The organism is Amycolatopsis sp. NBC_01488, from assembly GCF_036227105.1.
Lineage (GTDB): Bacteria > Actinomycetota > Actinomycetes > Mycobacteriales > Pseudonocardiaceae > Amycolatopsis.
On the sequence record NZ_CP109434.1, the window covers coordinates 853,441 to 873,131 of the forward strand.

The 19,691-nt window shown below is 73.2% G+C and carries 9 protein-coding genes and 1 pseudogene; 6 read left to right on the plus strand and 4 right to left on the minus strand.

From position 1 onward, the window contains the following. Positions 1–28 precede the first annotated feature (28 nt). Positions 29–463: a hypothetical protein gene (locus tag OG738_RS04025; protein WP_329051313.1), complete on the minus strand. Its 435-nt coding sequence runs from the start codon at positions 461–463 to the stop codon at positions 29–31. 77 nt (positions 464–540) lie between these two features. Here OG738_RS04025 and OG738_RS04030 point away from each other — a divergent pair, with 77 nt between their 5' ends. Next, a complete protein-coding gene (locus OG738_RS04030) occupies positions 541–1,266 on the plus strand; it encodes a TetR/AcrR family transcriptional regulator (protein ID WP_329051314.1) in 726 nt (241 codons plus the stop codon). 39 nt (positions 1,267–1,305) lie between these two features. Here OG738_RS04030 and OG738_RS04035 read toward each other — a convergent pair. After that, positions 1,306–12,132 (minus strand): annotated as a pseudogene (locus tag OG738_RS04035) (SDR family NAD(P)-dependent oxidoreductase); the annotation flags it as partial. Between the two features lie 289 nt (positions 12,133–12,421). Here OG738_RS04035 and OG738_RS04040 point away from each other — a divergent pair. From OG738_RS04040 to OG738_RS04050, 3 genes are read left to right on the plus strand one after another with little or no spacing between them, the layout of a single operon-like run. Beyond that, the gene (locus OG738_RS04040; RefSeq protein WP_329051316.1) at positions 12,422–13,105 is read left to right on the plus strand and encodes a PIG-L deacetylase family protein; all 684 of its coding nucleotides are present in this window, start codon (positions 12,422–12,424) and stop codon (positions 13,103–13,105) included. A gap of 33 nt (positions 13,106–13,138) precedes the next feature. Continuing rightward, entirely contained in the window at positions 13,139–14,431 is a 1,293-nt protein-coding gene (locus tag OG738_RS04045; RefSeq protein WP_329051317.1) for a nucleotide sugar dehydrogenase, read from the plus strand. A 13-nt stretch (positions 14,432–14,444) separates the two neighbouring features. Beyond that, complete coding sequence (locus OG738_RS04050; RefSeq protein ID WP_329051318.1) at positions 14,445–15,407, plus strand: NAD-dependent epimerase/dehydratase family protein; 963 nt, start codon at positions 14,445–14,447, stop codon at positions 15,405–15,407. Positions 15,408–15,465: 58 nt separating this feature from the next. Here OG738_RS04050 and OG738_RS04055 read toward each other — a convergent pair whose 3' ends face one another. Together OG738_RS04055 and OG738_RS04060 are read right to left on the minus strand one after the other, a co-directional pair. Continuing rightward, on the minus strand, positions 15,466–15,624 hold the full coding sequence (locus tag OG738_RS04055) for a hypothetical protein (protein WP_329051320.1): 159 nt from the start codon (positions 15,622–15,624) through the stop codon (positions 15,466–15,468). Continuing rightward, a complete protein-coding gene (locus OG738_RS04060) occupies positions 15,621–18,200 on the minus strand; it encodes a helix-turn-helix transcriptional regulator (protein ID WP_329051322.1) in 2,580 nt (859 codons plus the stop codon). Before OG738_RS04060 ends, OG738_RS04055 begins: the two co-directional genes overlap by 4 nt. 163 nt (positions 18,201–18,363) lie before the next feature. Here OG738_RS04060 and OG738_RS04065 point away from each other — a divergent pair, with 163 nt between their 5' ends. Further along, the gene (locus OG738_RS04065; protein WP_329051324.1) at positions 18,364–19,131 is read left to right on the plus strand and encodes a thioesterase II family protein; all 768 of its coding nucleotides are present in this window, start codon (positions 18,364–18,366) and stop codon (positions 19,129–19,131) included. A gap of 118 nt (positions 19,132–19,249) precedes the next feature. After that, on the plus strand, positions 19,250–19,516 hold the full coding sequence (locus OG738_RS04070; protein ID WP_329051325.1) for a hypothetical protein: 267 nt from the start codon (positions 19,250–19,252) through the stop codon (positions 19,514–19,516). Positions 19,517–19,691: the final 175 nt, after the last annotated feature.

The window sequence follows — 19,691 nt, forward strand, 5'->3', positions numbered from 1 at the left end:
CCTACCGCCGGGATTCAGGGGGTGCCGGTCAGCCGTCGCCGAGGCGCATCCGGCGGTCGCGTTCCCGCGTGGACCACAGGCCGAGCACGAGCAGGCCGCCGCCGAGCACCGGCCACAGCACCCACGGCCCGTCCCACTGGCCGCTGACCATCCCGATGGTGAGGTAGACCACGAGGTTGACCAGGCTGACCACGACCCAGACCGCCAGCCCGACCCGCGGGGCGGCCTCCAGGATCGGCGGCACGGCGGACGCGGACCGCCCGGAGACGGCGCTGTCCAGCTCCGCGTGCGTGGTGGCCGTCCGGACGCGGGCGAGCCTGACCTCGGCGTCTTCGCAGCGACCCTCGGCCCGCGCGTGCTCGATCCGCGTGACGGCGAGCTTGCGGTCCAGCTCGGTGACCCGCGTACGCTCCGGCCACAGGAGCCGGCCGACGGCCGTGGCCACCGGCCTGTTCTCGCTCACGTCCGCTCGCCCTCCGCTCAAATCAGTGTAAGACTCTCACAGTTTACTGCCGGAGCACTCGCCAGGGAAGACGCACCATGCTGGACAGGGACACCACACCGGAGCTGCCCCCCGGGATGACCCTCGCGTGGGGCGGCGCGCCACCGCCGCGCCGCGGGCCGAAGCCGTCGCACTCGGTGGCGCAGATCGTCGCGGCGGCCGTCGAACTCGCCGACGCCGACGGCGTCGGGAACGCCTCGCTCCCGAACATCGCCCACGAGGTGGGCGTGACGACCAACGCGCTGTACCGCTACGTCAGCTCGAAGGAGGAGCTGACGGTCCTGCTCGCCGATGCGGGCTGGGGTCCGCCGCCGCCGGGACTCGCGTCCTCGGGTGACTGGCGCGCCGACGTCCGCGACTGGACGCGCGCGGTCGTCGACCGGCTGCTGACCCGGACCTGGCTGCTGGACCTGCCCATGCGCGGCGACCCGGTGACCCCGAACCGCTTGGCGTGGACCGAAGTGCTCCTGCGGGCGTGCGCCGCGGCGGGTGTCCGCGGCGAGCACCTGCTCGGCTGCGAGACGATGGTGACGGGGTTCGCCACCGCCGCGGCCGTCCGCCTCGCCAGCCCGGCGACGCCGGCGGAGGCGTCGGCCGTGCGAGACCACCTCGCGTTCCACCTCCCCCGGCACGGTTCGGACGAGCTGGCGGCCCTGGTCGCCGGCGGCCGCTACCCGGCCACCGCCGAGGACCGCGAAGCGTTCCTGAGCGCCGGCTTGGAACCCGTCCTGGCCGGGGTCGCCGGGCTGGCCGGTCGTGAGTGAGAAACAGCGTTCTAACCCTGTTTCTCACTCACGACCGGGTCAGTCCAGGCTGGTGAGCCACTCGGCCACCGTGGCGGCCGTGGTGGGTGCGTCGGTGTCGATCAGCGTGAAGTGGTGGCCCGTCGCGATCTTCACCTCGTCGGCGTGCGACCACGTCGTCTGCCAGCTGCGGGCGTCCGCGTCGAACGGGTCCGCCGCGCGTACCAGCAGCGACGGCGTCTCGAGGCCGCTGATCGCGATGCGGGGCAGCAGGTCCATGTAGCGGGCCATCGCCGTCAGCTTCGCCCGGTCGAAGGAGCCGTACTGCGACTCGTTGGCCAGCATGCCCTTCGCCAGGTCCGCCGCGCCGTCGCCGATCGCGTCGTCGCCGTTGATCACGTACGTGTCCAGGAGCACGATGCCCGCCGCCGGGGTGCCGCCGCGCTCCAGGCACTCCGCCACGGCGTGCACCAGGATGCCCGCCGAGGAGTACCCGAGCAACGCGAACGGCCGGTCGCCCGCGGACTTGCGCAGGCTCTCCGCCAGCACCTCGACGATCGCCTCCGGGGTCGACGGAAGTGCTTCTCCCGGCAGGAAACCCGGCATCGGCACGGCGTGCAGCGCACGGCCCTCGGGGAACCCGGCGGCCAGCTTGGCGTACTGGTAGACGCCCCCGGTCGCGACCGGCGTGCTGAAGCAGAACAGCTCCGCGCCGGCCGCGCCTTCCTTGAGCCGCACCGGGGCCGGCAGGCCGTCGATGTCGGCGGGTGAGGTGAAGGCCGGCCGCAGGTTCGCCACCGCGGCCAGCATGCTCAGCCCGTCCTCGACCCGCCCGGCCCGGACCGCGTCGGCGAAGACGTCCGCCAGCGCGTCGGGTTCGCCGGGCTGCTCCGCCACGACCTCGCCACCGTCCAGTTCGGACAGCAGGTGCGCGGCCAGTCCCGCGGGGGTCTGGTGGTCGAAGACGACGGTCGGCGGCAGCCGCAGGCCGGTGTCCTCGGTGAGCCCGTTGCGCAGTTCGACGGCGGTCAGCGAGTCCAACCCGGACTCGAGGAAGTGCCGCTGCGCTTCGATCGCGCTGCCGCCGGCGTAGCCGAGCAGGGCCGCGGTCCGGTCCAGGACCAGGTCGAGCACGGCCCGTTCCCGCCGCAGCGGTTCGAGCCCGGCCAGCCGCTCCTGCAGCGTCGGACCGCCCGTCGACGCCGTCCGCCGGGTGGGCGGGACCAGCGCCCGGAAGACCGGCGGCACGTCGCCGGAGTCCGCGCCATCGACCTTCATCGGCACCAGCAGCGCCTCGGGCCGGGCGACCGCCGCGTCGAACAGCGCCAGTCCTTCCACTGTGGACAGTGGTGACAGGCCGGTGCGCACCATCCGCGCCCGGTCGGCCTCGGACAGTGTCGCGGTGTCCTCCCACAGCCCCCACACGAGGGACTGCGCGGGAAGGCCCTGGGCGCGACGGTGCGCGGCCAGCCCGTCCAGGAAGCTGTTCGCGGCGGCGTAAGCGCCCTGACCGGCATTGCCCAGCAGGCCGGCGACGGACGAGAAGAGCACGAACGCGCCCAGGTCCGACGTCAGGCGGTGGAGGTTGAGCGCGGCGTCGACCTTCGGCCGCAGGACCGCGGCCAGCCGGTCGGGGGTCAGCGACGGGAGGGTCGCGTCGTCCACGACCGCGGCCAGGTGCACGACGGCGGTCAGCGGGTGCTCGGCCGGGATCGCGGCGAGCACCCCGGCCAGCGCGTCGGCGTCGGCGGCGTCGCACGCGGCGACCGTGACGGCCGCACCCAGCTCGGTCAGCTCGTCGACCTGGCCGGGAGCCGCGCCGCGGCGGCTGACGAGCAGCAGGTTCCGCACGCCGTGCTCGGTCACCAGGTGCCGCACCAGCTGGGCGCCGAGCGCGCCCGTGGCGCCGGTGACGAGCGTCGTGCCGTCGGGGTCGAACGTCGTGGCGGAAGCCTCGGCCGACGGCGCGAGACGGGTCAGCCGCCCGCCGTACGCCACGCCGTTCCGGACGACGAACTGCGGTTCCCCGGCCGCCACGAGGCGCGGCAGCAGGGCCGCCGAATCGGCGTGGACGTCGATGTCGGCGAGCACGAACCGGCCCGGGTTTTCCGACTGCGCGGAGCGGATCAGGCCCCACACCGCCGCACCGGCCAGGTCGGTGACGTCCTCGCCGTCGAGCGCGACCGCGCCGCGGGTGACGACCACCATCGTGGCCCGCGACCCGCTCAGCCGGTCCCGCACCCGGTCGAGCACGTGGGCCAGGGTCGCCGCCGCCGAGTCCGAAGTGGACAGATCCAGGATCTCGACGTCGGGACCCGAAGCAGCCGGCACCGGGACCGGCTGCCACGCCCAGCCGTGCAGCGACTTGGGCGGCCGGACCACCGAGAGGTCCGTCGCCCCGGCCCGCAGCACGAGCGAGCCGACCGACGCGACCGGGCGGCCCGTCTGGTCCGCCAGCTCGAGCGACACGGAGTCGGCGCCCAGCGGGACGACCCGCACGCGCAGCCGGGACGCGCCCGCCGCGTGCAGCTCGACGCCCGTCCACGCGAACGGCAGGCCGCCCGCGACCGTCACGGTGTCGCACAAGCCGATCGCGTGCAAGGCCGCGTCGAAGACCGCCGGGTGCAGCCCGAACCCGGCGGTGCCCGCCTCACCCGGGACGACCTCGGCGAACACCTCGCCGTCGCGGGTCCAGGCCGCGGACAGGCCCTGGAACGCGGGCCCGTAGCCAAGTCCGGCGGCGGCGAATCCGTCGTAGAGCCCGTCCAGGTTCAGCGGCTCGGCTCCGGCGGGCGGCCACGCCGTCAGCCCGGCCGGCTCGGCGCCGGCGGCAGGGGCCAGCACACCGGCCGCGTGCCGGACCCACGGGTCGTCGCTGTCGGTCTGCGAGTACACCGAAACCGCGCGGTGGCCCGAAGCGTCCGGTTCGTCGACGACGACCTGCAGCCGCACCTTGCCCAGCTCGGGCAGCACCAGCGGCGCTTCCAGGGTCAGCTCGTCGAGCCGCGGGCAGCCCGCTTCGTCACCGGCTCGCACGGCCAGTTCGACGAACCCCGCGCCCGGGAAGACGATCGCGGCGCCGACGGTGTGGTCGGCCAGCCACGGGTGCGTGTGCACCGAGATCTGCCCGGTCAGCACCACCTGCGTCGAGCCCGCCACCGCGAGCGCGGCGGCGACCAGCGGGTGCTCGGTCGAATCGAGCCCGGTCGCGGTGAGGTCGCCGGTGGCGTGCAGGGCTTCCATGTCCACGTCGGGCCAGTACCGGCTGCGGTGGAAGGCGTACGGCGGCAGCGCGACGCGCTCGGCACCGCGGAACAGCTTCGCGCCGGTCAAGCCGAGGCCGTGGGCGAAGAACCGGCCCGCGGCCAGCTGCGCACCCCGGACTTCTTCCTGCGTCTTGGCCCGCAGCGGGATCATCACGGCGTCGCGCGGGTCCCCGGCCAGGCAGCCCTGGGTCATCGCGGCGAGGGTGCCGTCGGTGCCGAGCTCGACGTACCGGCTGACTCCGGCGGCTTCGAGGGCGCGGACGCCGTCGAGGAACCGGACGGACTGGCGGCAGTTGGCCACCCAGTACTCCGGGTCGGTCCAGCGGTCCGGCTCGACCGCGGCGCCGTCCACTGTGGACACGATCGGGATCCGGGCGGGTTCGTAGGTGAGTTCCCCGGCGATCTCGCGCAATTCGTCGAGGATCTCGTCGAGCAGCGGCGAGTGGATCGCCTGGCTGATGGCCAGCCGCTTGGTGCGGCGGCCGAGCGCCGTGAAGTGGTCGGCGATCGCGAGCACGTCGGCCTCCGCGCCGGAGACCACCAGGGACGTCGGGCCGTTGATCGCCGCGATCCCGCAGGCGGCGGTGAGCAGCGGCGTCACCTCGGCCTCGGCGGCTTCGACCGCGACGACGGCACCGCCGGAAAGCTCCTGCATGAGCTGGCCGCGGTGCGCGACGAGCTTCACCGCGTCCTTCAGCGAAAGGACTCCGGACACGTGGGCCGCGGCGATCTCGCCGACGGAGTGGCCCATCAGCACGTCCGGACGCAGGCCCCACGACTCGACCAGGCGGTAAAGCGCGACCTGCATGGTGAAGAGAGCTGCCTGGGTGAACGCCGTCCGGTCGAGCAGCTGGGCGTCGGCCGAGCCCTCCTCGGCGAACATCACCTGACGCAGCGACCGGCCGAGGTGGCCGTCGAAGAGCGCGCTCGTCTGCGTGAAGGAGTGCTCGAAGACGCCGAACGCCTCGCACAGCTCGCGGCCCATGCCGGGCCGCTGGGTGCCCTGGCCGGGGAACAGGAACGCCGTCTTGCCGCCACGGGCGGTCCCCCGCACGACGGCGGGTGAGTCCTCGCCCGCGGCCAGCGCGGTGAGCCCGGCGAGGAAGTCGTCCCCGACGACGGCGGCGCGGTAGGGCAGCACCGGCTCGCGGACGGCCAGGGAGAAGCCCACGTCCAGCGGGTCCAGGTCCGGGTTCTCGGTGAGGTGGGTCAGGAGCGCGGCGGCCTGCAGCGGCAGGGCTTCCGGCGTGCGCGCAGTCAGCAGCCACGGCGGCAGCACCGAGGGACGCTCCCCCGCGGCACGCACCGGCTCGACCGCTTCGGACGGCGGCGCCTGCTCCAGGATCACGTGCGCGTTGGTGCCGCTGTAGCCGAAGGCCGACACACCGGCACGACGCGGGTGTCCCCGGTCCGGCCACGGGATCGTCTCGGCGAGCAGCCGGACGGCGCCCGCGGACCAGTCGACGTGCGGCGACGGGTCGTCGCCGTGGCGGGTCATCGGCAGCTCGCCGTGGCGCATCGCGAGGATCATCTTGATCACGCCGGCGACCCCGGCTGCGGCTTGCGCGTGCCCGATGTTCGACTTGACCGAGCCGAGCCACAGCGGCTCGTCGTCGGACCGGTCCCGGCCGTAGGTGGCGAGCAGGGCGTTGGCCTCGATCGGGTCGCCCAGCGTGGTGCCGGTGCCGTGGCCCTCGACGGCGTCCACTTCGGACGTCGTCAGGCCCGCGAGCTTGAGCGCGCGCTTGATCACGCGTTCCTGCGACGGGCCGTTCGGGGCGGTGAGACCGTTGGACGCGCCGTCGGAGTTCACCGCGCTGGACCGGACCACGGCGAGGACCTCGTGCCCGTTGCGCCGGGCGTCGGAGAGCCGCTCGACCACGAGCAGGCCGACGCCTTCCGCCCAGCCGACGCCGTCGGCCGCGGCCGAGTAGGGCTTCGACCGCCCGTCGGAGGCGGTGCCGCTGTTGTCGAAGTGCACGAACGGTTCCGGCGAGACCAGCGCGGCGACGCCCCCGGCCAGTGCCAGCGAGCAGTCGCCCTGCCGCAGCGCCTGGACGGCCAGGTGCAGTGCCACCAGCGACGACGAGCAGGCGGTGTCGATCGACACCGCGGGGCCCTCCAGCCCGTAGGTGTAGGCGACCCGGCCCGACACGACGCTGCCGAGCGCGCCGGAGCCGCGGAACAGGCCGTTGTGCTCGACCGTGCCGAGCGGGCCCGGGTCGTAGTCGGACTGCATGACGCCGGCGAACACGCCGGTGTCGGTGCCCTTGAGCGACAGCGGGTCGATGCCCGCGGACTCGCACGCCTCCCAGCACGCTTCGAGGAGCATCCGCTGCTGCGGGTCCATCATGACGGCTTCGTTCGGGCTGATGCCGAAGAAGCCGGCGTCGAAGTCGGTGGCGCCGGTGACGAACCCGCCGTTGGGCTCCTTGCCCGCGGCGGCCGCCATGCCGAGCCAGTAGCCGAGGTCCCACGAGCGGTCTTCCGGGAACCGGGAAGTGCCGTCACGCCCGGCAACTACCAGGTCCCACAGTTCGTCGGGAGTGCTGACGCCGCCGGGGAAGCGACAGGCCATGCCGACGATCGCGATCGGCTCGTCGGTGCTCGCAGTGACTTCTTCGGTCTCCGCCGGGTCGCCGAGCTCGCCGAGCAGCGACTCGTGCAGGTGGGCCGCGAGGTCGCCCGCGGTCGGGTAGTCGAAGACGAGCGTCGCGGTCAGGCTCAGGCCGGTGGCCTCGTTGAGCGCGTTGCGCAGCTCGACCGCGGTCAGCGAGTCGAACCCGAGGTCCTTGAACGCGCGGTCGGCGTCGACCAGGTCGGCCGAGCCGTGGCCGAGCACCGCGGCCGAGTGCCGCACGACCAGCTCGAGCAGGTGGTCGCGGCGCTTCTCCGCGGGCAGCCGGATCAGCTTGCCCAGCAACGAGTCCGCGCCCGCCGCACGGCCGGACACCGTCCGCCGCGCCGCCGGGACGAGGCCGCGCAGCAGGTCGGGAACCCCGCCACCCGCGTCCCGCAAGGCGGGCAGGTCGAGCTTGATCGGGACGTACTCCGCACCCGCACCGCCGACCGCGGCGTCGAACAACGCCAGGCCCTCGTCGACGCCGAAGGCGCCGAGGCCGCGCTTGCCGTGGGTCTCCCCGGCCATCCCGGCCGCCGACTCCCACATGCCCCAGGCCAGCGAGTGCCCCGGCTTGCCCTCGGCGCGGCGCGCCGCGGTGAGCGCGTCCAGGAAGGCGTTGGCGGCGGCGTAGTTGGCCTGGCCCGGTGCGCCGAGCACACCGGCGGCCGAGGAGAACGTCACGAACGCGGTGAGGTCGCCGGCCAGCTCGTGCAGGTGCCAGGCGGCCAGGGCCTTCGGGTCGAAGACGCCGTCGACGCGCTCGGGCGTCATCGACGCGAAGACACCGTCGTCGAGGACACCGGCGGCGTGGACGACCGAGTTGATCGGGTACTTCTTCAGCAGAGCCCGGACTTTCGCCCGGTTGGCGAGGTCGGTGGCCACGACGGTCGCTTCGGCGCCCAGCTCGGCCAGTTCGGCCACGAGTTCCGGCGCGCCCGCGGCGTCCGGACCGCGACGGCTGACGAGCACGAGGTCCTTGACGCCGTGCTGCCGCACGAGGTGCTTCGCGACGACCTTGCCCAGCGCGCCGGTACCACCGGTGACGAGGACCGTGCCCCAGTCCGGCGCTTCCCCGGCCTCGGGTGTTGACCGGGCCAGTCGCGGCACGGTCACCTGTTCGCCGGTGACACGGACGGAGGTCTCATCGGCGACGGCGATCGCGGCGAGCTGCTCCGGCGTCGCGGTGCCCTCGACGAGCACGAGCCGACCCGGGTTCTCGACCTGGGCCGAACGGACGAGCCCGGCGACGGTGGCCCCGGCGAGGTCGCCGTGCGTCACCACGAGCAAGCGACCTTCAGCCTCCTGCACTGTGGACAGTGCACTGTGGACAGCCTTCTTCGCCGCGACCGCGGTCGTTCCGGGCTTGACCTCGTACACCGTGAAGTCCGCTTCGGAGACGTCCGGCAGTGTCGCCGGGACCCAGTCGACGCGGTAGAGCGAGTCGGTGCCGCCGGGCTTCGCGCGGGCCGCAGCGAGCTGTTCGTCGCTGATCCGGCGCAGGCCCAGCTGCCCGACCCGGGCGACCGGCGCCCCGGCCGAGTCGGCCAGGCGCAGCTCGACCGTCTGCGGCCCGGACGGGCGGACGTGCACGCGCAGCGCGGCCGCACCCGCGGCCAGCAGCTCGACGTCCGACCACGAGTACGGCAGCGTGGTGCCCTCTCCCGCGGCACTGCTCAGGCCGACGGCGTGCAGCGACGCGTCGAAGACCGCGGGGTGCAGGCCGAACGCTTCGGCGCCGAGCCGGTCCTGCTCGGGCAGGGCGACTTCGGCGAAGATGTCGTCGCCGGCGCGCCAGGCCGCGCGCAGGCCCCGGAAGATCGGGCCGTAGGCCATGCCCGCTTCGGCGAGCAGGTCGTACATGCCGTCGAGGTCGACGACCTCGGCACCGGCGGGCGGCCACGCGCTCAGGTCGAACGACGCGGCGGCCGTGGCGGGGGCCAGGGTGCCGTCGGCGTGCCGGGTCCAGCCCGCGGTCACGGCCAGGTCGTCCGGTCGCGAGTGGACACTGATCGGGCGGGACCCGTCGGCGGCGGGCTTGCCGATCCGCACCTGGATCCGCGCCGCGCCCTTCGCGGGCAGCACCAGCGGGGCGTGCAGGGTCAGGTCGCGGACGCGGCCACAGCCGGCCTCGTCACCGGCGCGGACCGCCAGCTCCACGAAAGCGGTGCCGGGCAGCATGATCGCGCCGCCGACGACGTGGTCGTCGAGCCACGGGTGGGTGGTGGCGGAGATCCGGCCGGACAGCACCAGGCCGTCGGCGTCGGCCAGCAGGGTGGCCGCGCCGAGCAGGGGGTGGTCGACCGGGTCGAGGCCGATCGAGGAGACGTCACCGGACTCGGACGAGACCTCCAGCCAGTACCGCTGGTGCTGGAAGGCGTAGGTCGGCAGGTCGGCCCGGCCCGCGCCGCGGGCGCCGGAGTGCGCGGCCCAGTCCGGCACGACGCCGCGGACGTGCAGGGTCGCGAGCGCGGTGGCGATGGCGACGTCCTCGGGGACGTCCCGGCGCTGCCCCGCGACGGCGACCGCGGTGTCGGCGGACTGCGGGACGGCGGCGGTCAGCGGCGCGTCCGGGCCCAGCTCCAGGAACCGGTTGACGCCTTCGGCCGCCAGCGCGCGCACGGCGTCGGCGAACCGGACCGGCTGCCGGACGTTGCGCACCCAGTACTCGGGATCGGTCAGCTCGGCGGACACCTCGCCGCCGGTGACGCTCGAGACGACGGTCAGCTCGGGCTGCGCGTACGTGAGACTCTTTGCCACAGACCGGAATTCGGCGAGCATCGGTTCCATCAGCCGCGAGTGGAACGCGTGCGAGACCTTCAGCCGCGTCGTGCGCCGTCCGGCGTCGACGAACTTGTCGCCGATCGCGATGACCGCGTCTTCGGCACCGGACAGGACGACCGAGCGCGGGCCGTTGACGGCCGCGACGTCGACTGTCCCTTGTGGATCGAACGCGGCGACCTCGTCCGGCGTCCCTTCGACGGCGACCATCGCGCCGCCGACGGGCAGCGCCTGCATCAGGCGGCCACGGGCAGCGACCAGCTTCGCCGCGTCGGCAAGCGAGAGCACCCCGGCGCAGTGCGCTGCCGCCAGCTCCCCGATGGAGTGGCCGCAGACGGCGTCCGGGACCAGGCCCCACGACGCGACGAGCCGGAACAGCGCGACCTCGAAGGCGAACAGGGCGGCCTGGGTGTTCCCGGTCTGCGACAGGGCGTCCGCGTCGGTGTCGATCACCTCGCGGATCGGGCGGTCGAGGTGCCGGTCCAGCTCGGCGCAGGTCTCGGCGTACGCCTGGGCGAAGGCCGGGTACTTCGCCAGCTCGTGGCCCATGCCGGGCCGCTGGGAACCCTGACCGGAGAAGAGGAACGCGGTGCTCGTCTCGCCGCGGGCGACACCGGTCAGTGCGCCCGGCTCACCGTCCGCGAACCCGCGCAGGGCGGCGACCAGCTCGTCACGATCGCGCGCCACGACGGCCGCGCGGTGGTCGAGGTGTGTGCGCCCGGCGGCCAGCGTGGCCGCGACGTCGAGCAGCTGCGCGGGGTTCTCGTCGAGGTCGGCGAGCAGGCGGACAGCCTGCGCGCGCAGGGCCTGCGGCGTCCGGCCGGACAGCACGAACGGGATCGCGGCGTCGTCGCGCGGCGCCTCGACAGCGTCTTCGGGGTCCGGCGCCTCTTCGAGGATGACGTGGGCGTTGGTGCCGCTCAGGCCGAAGCACGAGACGGCGCCGCGGCGCGGGTGGCCGTTGCGCTCCCACGGCCGTCGCTCGGTGAGCAGCTCGACCTGCCCGGCGCTCCAGTCGACCTGGCGCGTCGGCTGGTCGACGTGCAGGGTCTGCGGCAACACCCCGTTGTTCAGGGAGAGGACGATCTTCAGCACGCCGGCGACGCCGGACGCGGCCTGGGTGTGGCCGAGGTTGGACTTGACGGAACCCAGCCACAGCGGCGAAGTCCGCTCCTGGCCGTAGGTCGCGAGCAGCGCGCCCGCCTCGATCGGGTCGCCGAGCTTGGTCGCGGTGCCGTGCGCCTCGACGACGTCGACCTCGTCGGGGCTGACGCGGGCGTTGGCGAGGGCCTGGCGGATCACGCGCTGCTGGGCAGGACCGTTGGGCGCGGTCATGCCGTTCGACGCGCCGTCCTGGTTGATCGCGGTGCCGCGCACGATCGCGAGCACCGGGTGGCCGTGGCGGCGGGCGTCGGACAGCTTTTCCACCAGCAGCATTCCGCAGCCTTCGGACCAGCCGGTGCCGTCGGCGGAGTCGGCGAACGCGCGGCAGCGGGCGCTGCGGGCGAGCGTGCCGTCGAGGCTGAACTCGACGAACGTGCGCGGCGTCGACATCACCGAAACGCCACCGGCGAGCGCGAGCGAGCACTCGCCGCTGCGCAGTGCCTGAACGGCCATGTGCAGCGCGACGAGCGACGACGAGCACGCCGTGTCGATGGTGACCGCGGGCCCTTCCAGGCCGAAGGTGTAGGCGAGCCGGCCGGAGATGACACCGGAGGACCCGTAGCTGCCCTGGTAGTTGTGGTACATCGTGCCGGCGAACACGCCGGTGGGGCTGCCCTTCACCGAATGCGGCGCGATGCCGGCGCGTTCGAAGGCCTCCCACGAGGTTTCCAGCAGGAGCCGTTGCTGCGGGTCCATGAGCAGGGCCTCGCGCGGGCTGATGCCGAAGAGGTCGGCGTCGAAGTCCAGGGCGTCGTGGAGGAACCCGCCCTCCCGCACGTAGCTCGAGCCAGGGCGCTCCCCGGCCGGGTCGTAAAGTCGGTCCAGGTCCCAGCCGCGGTTCGCGGGGAACTCGCCGATCGCGTCGACGCCGCCGTCCAGCAGCCGCCAGAGCGCCTCTGGGGTCGTGGCGCCGCCCGGGAACCGGCAGGCCATGCCGATGATCGCGATCGGTTCCCGCGCGGCTTCGGTCAGCCGCCGGTTCTTCTCGCGCAGCCGTTCGCTCTCCTTGAGGGAGGCACGGAGCGCACCGACCAGCTTTTCTTCGGAGTTGCCCACGAGTCCTCTTTCCTTCCACGTCGCCTGCGCTGGAAAGGGGGATCGTGCGCGCCCCCACAGCAATACGGCTGACGATACGAGCGCACCGCGGGCGCACCCACCCCTAATGGCCCCGGACCACGCGGGAATCGCGCCCCTAGGGCGTCGGTCCGCGCCCCGCCAAGGTCCGCTTTAGACGGTCTTTAGGGGTTGTCGGTCGCGACCGGCGGATGTCAGATTTCCGGGAGACATTCCTGCTCGTGATGCCGTGCGACGGCACTTCCATCAGCACCAAGACTGGGGATCCGGTATGCACAGGAAAATTAGCAAGCTGCTGGTCGTGGGAGCGCACGGCGACGACGAGACGCTCGGCGCGGGCGGCACCATCGCCCGGCTCGCCGACGAGGGCGTGACGATCTCGCTCTGCATCCTCACCAACGACGACGGCTCGCGCTCGGCGACCGGCACCGGGGTCGTCAACCGCACCGCCGCGATCGAGCTGGCCGCGAAGACGCTCGGCATCGACCGCGTGCGCATCCACGAATTCGGCGACAACCGCCTCGACACCGTCAGCCACCTCGAGCTGAACCGCGTGGTGGAGAACGAGGTCCGGGACTTCGAGCCCGACACGATCCTCACCACCAGCATGTGCGACCTGAGCACCGACCACGCGCTGGTCAGCCGCGCCGCCCGGGTGGCGGGCCGGCCGGGCAAGGGCAGCGTGCAGGAGGTGCGGACCTTCGAGATCCGCTCCGCCACCGACGTCGGCGAGGCGTCCGGGCTACCGGTGACCTTCCGCCCCAACTGCTGGCAGCGCCTCGAGGAGACGCACGTGGAGCGCAAGATCGAGGCGCTGCGCGCGTACGGCAAGGAACTCGAGCCGTGGCCCCACCCGCGCAGTGAGCGGGGCGTGCGCGCCCTCGCCGAATACCGCGGTTCGCAGATCTCCACCGAGCTCGCCGAAGCCTTCGAAATCGTCCGGGTCGTGCACTGACCCTTCCACCGTGCAAGAGACGGGTGAACCGCAATGACGAGTACTGTCGCTGAACACGAAATCCTGGCCGAGCTGAACGAACTGACCTCCGTCGCGGTGATCGGGATGGGCTACGTCGGCCTGCCGACCGCGCTCGGCCTGCACGAGAGCGGGGTCGCGATCATCGGCATCGACCTTTCGCAGAACCGCCTCGACGCGATCCGCTCCGGCGCGGTCGACCTGATCGAGGCCGACCACCGCCGGCTCGAGAAGGCCGTGCACCAGGAGGACTTCCAGCTCACCGCCGACCTGGCGCGGCTGGCCGAGGCCGACGCGGTGCTGGTGTGCGTGCCGACCGGGCTGGACGAGTACCTGATGCCCGACCTCGGGCCGCTGGAGAGCGCGTGCGCGGCGCTGATCGCGCACGCCCGGACCGGCCAGACGCTGATCCTCACCTCGACCAGCTACGTCGGCACCGCCGGGCGGCTGCTGGTGAAGCCGCTGGTCGCCAAGGGCTTCAAGATCGGCCGCGACATCTTCGTCGCGTCCAGTCCCGAGCGCATCGACCCCGGCAACGTCACGCACACGCAGCAGGAGACCCCGCGCGTCCTGGGCGGCGTGACGCCGGCCTGCACCGCGATGGCGCAGCGCGTGATCAACCTGCTGACGCCGAAGGTGCACTGCGTCAGCTCCGCCGAGGTCGCCGAGCTGACGAAGCTGTACGAGAACACCTTCCGCGCGGTGAACATCGCGCTGGCCAACGAGTTCGCGGAGATCAGCGACGGCTTCTCGATCGACCCCATCGAGGTCATCGACGCCGCCGCGAGCAAGCCCTACGGCTTCATGGCCTTCCACCCCGGCCCCGGCGTCGGCGGGCACTGCATCCCGTGCGACCCGCACTACCTGCTCTGGCAGCTGCGCGCGACGCAGCACAACGCGCCGCTCGTCACCCAGGCCATGCACGCCATCGCCGAGCGGCCCAAGCAGGTCGTCGACCGGGTCGTGAGCACGTTGTCCCGCAACGGGAAGGGCCTCGCGGGCACCCGGGTGCTGGTGGTCGGCGTGACGTACAAGCCCGGTGTCCAGGACGTCCGGTCGTCGTCCGCTTTGGACATCATCGACCTGCTGACGGCGAAGGGCGCGAAGGTCGGCTACCACGACCCGCTGGTGCCGACCATCCGCGTCACGGGCGGCCAGCTGGACAACGTCGCCGCGCCGGACCCCGGCGACTGGGACGTCGCGCTGATCCACACCGTCCAGGGCGGCCACGACTACGACTGGCTCGCGCGGTGCGCGATCGTCATCGACGCCACCTACCGCTTCGACCCCGCGCTCTTCGCGAACTGAGAGGACATCCGACGTGCGTTACCTCATCACCGGCGGCGCCGGCTTCATCGGCTCCCACCTGACCGAGCACCTCCTGGAGCGCGGCCACGAGGTCGTCGCGCTCGACAACCTCAGCACCGGCACGCTCGACAACCTCGCCGGGGTCCGGGACCACCCGGGCTTCCGCTTCGTGCGCGGCTCGGTGACCGACCCCGCGGCGGTCGAGGCGTGCATGGCCGGCATCGACGCGATCTTCCACCTCGCGGCCGCGGTCGGCGTCTTCACCATCCTGGACAAGACGATGGAAAGCCTCCGCACCAACCTGCACGGCACCGAGACCATGCTGGACGCGGCGCTGCAGCACGACGTCCCGATCCTGGTCGCGTCCACGAGCGAGATCTACGGCAAGAACACCGCCGACGGCCTCACCGAGGAGGCCGACCGGATCATCGGCTCGCCGCTGAAGAACCGCTGGTCCTACGCCGAGGCGAAGGCGCTCGACGAGACGTTCGCCTACCTGTACGCGGTCGAGCACGGCCTGCGCACGGTGATCGTCCGCCCGTTCAACACGGTCGGCCCCCGCCAGACGGGCCGCTACGGCATGGTCATCCCGCGGTTCGTGAAGCAGGCGCTGGCGGGCGAGCCGATCACGGTCTTCGGGGACGGCCAGCAGACGCGCTGCTTCTGCCACGTCCACGACGTCGTCCCGGCGCTGGTGGCCCTGCTGTCCGACGAAACGGCGTACAGCAAGGTGTTCAACCTCGGCAGCACCGAGCAGACGACGATCGCCCAGCTCGCCGAGCGCGTGATCTCGGCGACGGGTTCGACGAGCACGATCGCGAAGGTGCCGTACGAGGAGGCGTACGGCGACGGGTACGAGGACATGCAGCGCCGGATCCCGGACTGCACGAAAGCGTTGGGCCAGATCGGCTTCGCGCCGACCCGGACGCTGGACGACATCATCGCGGCGGTCGTCGCGGACCAGCGCGGCTCCTGAGCTTCTTTTCGTCGACGCGGAAGGCCACCCCGGTCCCCCGGGGTGGCCTTCCGTCGTTTCACGGCTGTGCCGGGCCGAGCTTGCGGTACACCGTCTCCAGGAGCCCGGCCGCCTCGTCCGGCGGGATGCCCAGCGCCTCCGCGATCGCGTCGAGCGCCGTCGCGTCCGCGGCCAGCTCGGCCACCCGCAGCTCGGCCTCGGTGAGCAGCACGGTCACTGCGCGCCCTCGGCGTCGGCGAACTCGCCGGCCAGCGCGGCCCGGCCGGCCACGCCGAGCTTGCGGTACACGCGGGTCAGGTGCTGTTCCACCGTGCTCACCGTGATGTACAGCGTCTCCGCGATCTGCCGGTTGGTGCGCCCCTCCACGGCCAGCTCGGCCACCCGCAGCTCCGCCTCGCTCAGCACGGACGCCGACGGCGACGCCGGTTCCGGGCGCGCCACCGGGCGGGGCGCGGCGGCCGGCCGGGACCGGCCTTGGCGCGGCACGTGCACCTGCTTCACCAGGCTGCCGGCGCGTTCGGCGCGCTGGCTCAGGTGGTTGATCGTGCGCAGGGTCTTCGCCAGCTCCAGCCGGTCGCCGGCCGCCTTGAACGCCTCCGCCGCCCGGTTCAGCAGCCCCGGGCGCGCCGCCGCGTCACCGGCCAGCGCCAGCACGCGCAGGGCGGACCCGCGCGAGTACGCGTCACCCGGGGCGGCCAGTGCCTGCTTGGCCAGCTCGACCGCGACGGCCGTGTTGCCCAGCCCGAGGTTCGCCTCCGCGAGGTCGGCCTGCCACGGCAGCACCCCCGGCAGCTCCAGGTCCTGCTCGCGCAGGATCCGGCGGCACTGCTGCAGGTCGCTCACGGCCGCCAGGCCGCGGTTGGTCGCCAGGTGGAAGTGGCCGCGGGCCCGCAGGTACCGGACACCGCCCAGGGTCGTCCAGGCCGCGTCCGGCAGCGGGTGCCGCAGCACCGCCGCCGCGTCCTTGAACGCTCCCGACGCGGTGTGCGCGATCAGCAGCGTGGCCAGCGGGTAGCTGATCGCGACGCCCCAGTTCGGCGCGTCCAGCATGCCCAGCGCCCGGTTCGAGAGGTCCACGGCGCCCGGGACGTCGCCCCGCCGCAGCCGCAGGCTCGCGCCGATCGCGTCCAGCATCGCCTTCCACGTGATCGCGCCGCGGTATTCGGCTTCCTCGCTGAGCGACGTGCACCAGCCTTCCGCGCGGTCGGCCTTGTCGTCGTGAGCCAGCGCGAGGATCGCCGTCGCCAGCGCCTCCAGGGAGGTGTCCGAAAGCCGGCAGTTCTGCAGGATCCGTTCCGCGCACGCCGATGTCGCCTCGGTGCCTCCGGTGCGCCACACCGCGGCCAGCGAGTTCGCCGTGTGCAGCCAGGGATCGCCCGGTTCGGCCGTCGTCGTCGAGACGCCGTAGTGCCAGTGGCCGGCGAGGACGAGTTCGGCCGAGGTGCGCGGGTCGAGCGGTTCGCCGTCGTGCTCGAGCGCGGCGAACGAGCGCTCGAAGGTGTCGCGGTCGCCGAGCCACAGCGACTGCCGCGCGAGGCCGATCCGGTCGGAGCGGTCCAGCGAGCCCGCCTCGCGCAGCGACCGCAGGTGCGGTGCGGCGGCGGCCGGGTTGACGCGCCAGGTGATCTTGGCGAGCAGCTGCGAGATCGTCTGCTGCTCCCACCGGGCCTTCGCGACCGACGCGGCGAGCTTGAGGCAGCGGGTGGCGAACTCGATGTCGTCGCCGAGCATCACCTGCTCCGCCGCCGCGACCAGCACCGGCAGCGCCCAGTCGGCCGCCGTCTCACCGGCCGCGACGAGGTGCCGCGCGACCTCGGCGGGACTCAGCCCGCGAGCGTGCTTCACCTCGGCGGCCCGCACGTGCAGCCGGACCTTCTCCGGCCCGCGCAGCCCGCCCACCACCGCGGCCGCGGCCGACGGCCGGAGCCGGACGCCCGCGACGAGGCCCGCGTCGGCGAGCCGTCCGGTGGACGTCTCGGCTTCCAGCGGGTCGACCCCGGCGACGATGGCGACGGCCTCGGTCGTGACGTCGCTGTCCAGCACGGCGATCGCGGTCGCCACCTCCCGCAGCGGCGAGCCGTAGCGGTGCAGCAGCCGCTGCACGGCCTCGGAGTAGGCCGAGCCGGTGTCCGCGCTGCCGCGGTGGGCGTCGACCAGTGCCCGGACCAGCAGCGGGTTGCCGGCGCTCAGCTCGTGGATCCGCTCCGGCAGCCCGTCGCCCTGCACCAGCTCGGCGATCGCCTGGACCGACCACGGCGTCAGCTCGACGTGCCGGTGCGGCAGCGAGGTGAACGGCGAATCGGCGTACGACCCGTCGGCGTGGTTGAGGACCAGCAGCAACGCCGCGGACGGCGCCCGCCGCTGCAGGCGCAGCAGCAGCCGCGCCGAGGTCTCGTCCACGTGGTGGACGTCGTCGACGGCCACCAGCACCGGGCGTTCCCTGGCCAGCCGGTGGATCGCGCTGCACAGCCCGGCGATCCGGTCGTCGACGCCGTCGCTCCCCGGGTGCCCGGTCAGCGACGGCGGCAGCAGCGGGCTCGCCAGCAGCTGGTCGATCACGCCACCGTCCACGGCCCGTTCGTCGGCGGCGCCGGCGGCGGTCAGCGTGACGATGCCCAGTTCCTTCGCCCGCACCACCACCTGGTGCTGCAAGTGTGTCTTCCCGCTGGCGGGTCCCCCGCCCACCAGCACCGTCTCCCCCACCCCGGCGTCGCATTCGATCAGGAGGTCCTCGAGAAAAGCCAAGGCCCCCTGCGGATTTTCACGGCGGTTCTGCCCCCAGATCACGCCCATCGCAAGCTCCTCGAAGCAGGCGGTTGTCTTCCTGCCCTGACGACGTTCGCAGCAGGCGCCTAAGCAGGGCCAACCGCAACCTAAAGTCACCCAACGGAGTGAATCGCACACAGCTTCGGTAGGGGTTGCCAGCGCCCGGAAAGCCCCGAACACTTCGGAAACTGTGACTGCCCTGAACGAACGAACGAGCCGGTGGATCCGGCGCTTCCACGCGGCCGACCACGCCGCGGTGCGGCTGGTCTGCCTGCCGCACGCCGGCGGGTCGGCGACGGCGTACTTCCCGTTCTCGCGCGCGGCCGCCGGCGCCGGGCTGGACGCCGACGTCGTCGCCGTCCAGTACCCCGGCCGTCAGGACCGGCTCAGCGAGGCCTGTTACGACGACGTGGACGCCATGGCCGACGCGATCGCCGACGACCTCGGGCCGTGGTTCGACCGGCCGGTGGCGCTGTTCGGCCACAGCATGGGCGCGACGCTCGGCTACGAGGTCGCCCGCCGGCTCGAGGCGCGGGGCGTGCGGCCGCTGGGCCTGTTCGCGTCGGCCTGCCGGGCGCCGTCCGCCCAGCGGATCGAGTACGTCCACCAGCGCGACGACGACGGCCTGATCGCGGCGCTCAAGGAGCTCAGCGGCACCGACAGCGCGGTCCTGGGCGACGACGAGCTGCTGCGCATGGTGCTGCCGGCGATCCGCGGCGACTACACGGCGGTGGAGACGTACCGCCACCGCCCCGGGCGGGAGCTGGCGTGCCCGATCCACGTGCTGGTGGGCGACGACGACCCGGTGACGGAGATCGCCGAGGCGGACGCCTGGCGCGCCCACACGACGGGCGAGTGCGTCGTGGAGGTGTTCCCCGGTGGGCACTTCTACCTGAACGCGCAGCTGGAGGGCGTCCTGACGAGCGTGGCGGCGCGGGTGCGTGCGTGGGCCCCCTAGGGGTGGGGTGGGGAAACCCCAGGCGGAGTTCAGGTGCGGACCCCATGGTCCGGCCGAGCCCGGTCCGCGAAACTGGGTACAGCGAAGAAAACCGACCCGCCCCTCGGAGGTAGTCATGATGGCGATCCAGACCGTTCCCGGTGTCACCCAGCGGATGCTCCCCAACGGCCACCTCCAGCTCAGCTGCCGCGGCACCAGCCGCCAGGTCGACTGCGAGCCGGTGGCCGCGGCGATGTGGATCGCGCTGAAGCAGCACCACGGCGACGTCGACCGGGCCAGCGCGGTACTGGCGGCGCTGTGGGAGACCGACGTCGACGACACGCGGTACGACATGATGCTGCTGGCCGGGTCACTGTGCTCCCTGGGACTGCTCGCCGAGGTGTGATCGCCCCGCGGCGGACGCCTGGGGGCGTTCGTCCGGGGTTCGTTCCCGGCTCGCGTCGAGCGTGGCGCTCCGCGAGACGTCCCCGAATTCTTCACCTGGGCAACGAAAAGGACCGCCTCCGACGCCGTTGGCGGAAGCGGTCCCTGATCCCGGCCGGGGGAGGCAGCCGGGAGGC